This is a genomic window from Halanaerobiales bacterium, assembly GCA_035270125.1.
Classification (GTDB): Bacteria; Bacillota; Halanaerobiia; order Halanaerobiales; family DATFIM01; genus DATFIM01.
This window is the reverse complement of record DATFIM010000099.1, coordinates 1-2,666: the sequence shown is the minus strand read 5'-3', so window position 1 is coordinate 2,666 and position 2,666 is coordinate 1. Positions and strand designations below refer to the sequence as shown.

At 32.9% G+C, this 2,666-nt stretch carries 3 protein-coding genes; all 3 read left to right on the top strand.

The genetic code is table 11. The features are described from left to right. Positions 1-1,336 (top strand): SEC-C metal-binding domain-containing protein (locus VJ881_05355; protein HKL75477.1); only part of this gene is annotated, 1,336 nt, incomplete at its 5' end. 5 nt (positions 1,337-1,341) lie between these two features. Beyond that, a protein-coding gene (gene prfB / locus VJ881_05350; protein ID HKL75476.1) for a peptide chain release factor 2 occupies positions 1,342-2,452 on the top strand; the annotation gives its coding sequence in 2 pieces (ribosomal slippage) (positions 1,342-1,413 and positions 1,415-2,452; 1,110 coding nt in all). After that, the coding region (locus VJ881_05345; GenBank protein ID HKL75475.1) for a hypothetical protein at positions 2,449-2,666 on the top strand (218 nt) is incomplete at its 3' end. The genes prfB and VJ881_05345, both read left to right, overlap by 4 nt.

The window sequence follows — 2,666 nt, the reverse complement described above, 5'->3', positions numbered from 1 at the left end:
AGATGCTAAATTTGATGCTGTAGTTGAAGATATAGCTGAAAGACATGAAAAAGGACAGCCTATTCTGGTAGGTACAGTAGATATAGCTAAATCTGAAGAATTAAGTAAAAGATTGAAAAAACGTGATATACCTCATAATGTCTTAAATGCAAAAAATCATGAAAAAGAAGCTGAAATAATTAAAGATGCCGGACAAAAAAATAGTGTTACAATTGCTACCAATATGGCCGGACGTGGTACAGATATAATTCTCGGTAAAGGTGTAAAAGAATTAGGTGGACTTCATGTGCTAGGTACAGAAAGACATGAAAGTAGAAGAATTGATAACCAGCTTAGAGGTCGTTCCGGACGTCAGGGAGATCCAGGTTCATCACAATTTTATGTATCTTTAGAAGATGATCTCTTACGTCTCTTTGGTTCTGATAATATAAGTTCAATCATGGATAAGATTGGCATGGATGAAGGAGAACCAATAGAACACAAAATGATCACAAGATCTTTAGAAAAGGCTCAAAAGAAAGTAGAAAGTCGTAATTTTGATATGAGAAAAGCAGTACTCAAATATGATGATATTATGAATAAACAACGTGAGGTTATTTATAATCAAAGACAGACTGTGCTTTTTGCAGATGACCTAAAAGATAGGATTTTTGGTATGTTAGATAAAGTGATTGATGAAATACTTGAAACCTATCTTTCTGATGATATACATCCAGATGATTGGGATCTTGAAGGTTTATCACATCATCTTGATCAATTGAGATTTGCTGAAGATTATACAGTTGAAGATCTCGAAAATAAGGAAAAAGAAGAACTGGCAGAAGAAGTAAAAGAATTAGGGAAAAAAGCCTATAACTATAAAGAAGATAAATTAGGAAAAGAATTGTTAAATAGAGTTATAAGATCAATATCTCTAAGAATTATTGATAGAAAATGGATGAATCACCTTGATAATATGGACCAGCTTAAACAGGGAATTGGTCTTAGAGCTTATGGTCAAAAAGATCCATTAACTGAATATAAATTTGAATCATTTGATATGTTTAATGAAATGACAGATTCAATAAGAGAAGATATTGTCACTACCTTATACAAAATTGAAATAGAAGATAATAGGGGTATAGATAAAGATCCAATACTAAAAAACAGGTTAAATTATGGCCAAAAAAGTCCTTTTGCTGATGCCCAGAAAAAAGCACAGGCCCAAAAAGCGCAACAGCAAAATACAAACAAACAGAAAAAACAGCAAACAGTAGTTAAAAAAGAAGAACCAGGCCGTAATGATCCCTGCCCCTGTGGAAGTGGCAAAAAATATAAACGTTGTTGTGGGAGGTAATAGTAATGGCTGATAAAAGTATTGAAGATAAAATTAAAAATTTAAAAGAAAGATTTGATGATTTGAGGGATCTACTTTGACCGCTCTAAATTAGAAGAAAAGAAAGATGAACTTGAGGAAGAAATGAGTAAACCAGGTTTTTGGGATGATAATAAGAAAGCTAGGAAAATCGCTAAAAAACTTGATAAAATAAAAAATAGGATAAAAAGTTTGGATCAGTTAACAAATTCCTTTGAAGAAATAGAAGTATATCAGGAACTTGCTTCAGAAGAAGATGATGATCTTGATAGCGAAATAAAGGAAAATATAAACTGGCTTGAAGAAGAAATAAATAGATTGGAGATGAAACTACGTTTAAATGGTGAATATGATGAAAACAATGCTATTCTTGCTATACATCCAGGAGCAGGTGGTACTGAATCTCAGGACTGGGCTGAAATGCTTCTCAGGATGTATGAAAGATGGCTGGAAAAAAATAATTTTGAAGTGGAAATGCTTGACTTCCTTCCTGGCGAAGAAGCAGGTATAAAAAGAGTAACTCTCTTAATTAAAGGAGATTATGGTTATGGATATTTAAAAGGGGAGAGAGGTGTCCATCGTCTGGTTAGAATCTCTCCCTTTGATTCTTCCAGTAGAAGGCATACCTCTTTTGCTTCTGTTGATATAATGCCAGAAATTGATGATGATATAGAATTGGAAATAGATGATAATGATTTAAAAATAGAAACATATCGAGCCAGTGGTGCCGGTGGTCAGCATGTTAATAAAACAGATTCGGCAGTGAGAATTACTCATCAGCCAACAGGTACAGTAGTTCAATGTCAGAATGAAAGATCACAGCATAAAAATAAAGAAATGGCTATGAAAATATTACGTTCCAGGTTAATAGAAATGATAGAAGAAGCAAAAGCGGAAAAACTTGATGAACTAAGAGGAGAGCATAAAGAAATTGCCTGGGGAAATCAGATTCGTTCTTATGTCTTCCATCCTTATAATCTCATAAAAGACCATCGTACTGACCTTGAAGAAGGTAATGTTGAAAAAGTAATGGATGGTTATCTTGATGAGTTTATTGAAGCTTATTTGAAACAAAATAGTGAAGGGAGCCAATTATGAAAAAAGGACTGATTACAGCACTGATATTAATAGCTATTTTTGCCTCTTTTTTTAGTTTATATCAACGGTTCCAGGTAGAAGAAAAAAATAATAATGTAGATTTAGTCTATGATATCAGACAGTTCCAGGAATTAAATAAAGATGAAGTTAAATTATCTTTTTCCACTTTAAAAGAATATGGAGTAAGTGGTATAGCAGTTTATGAAGATACTCT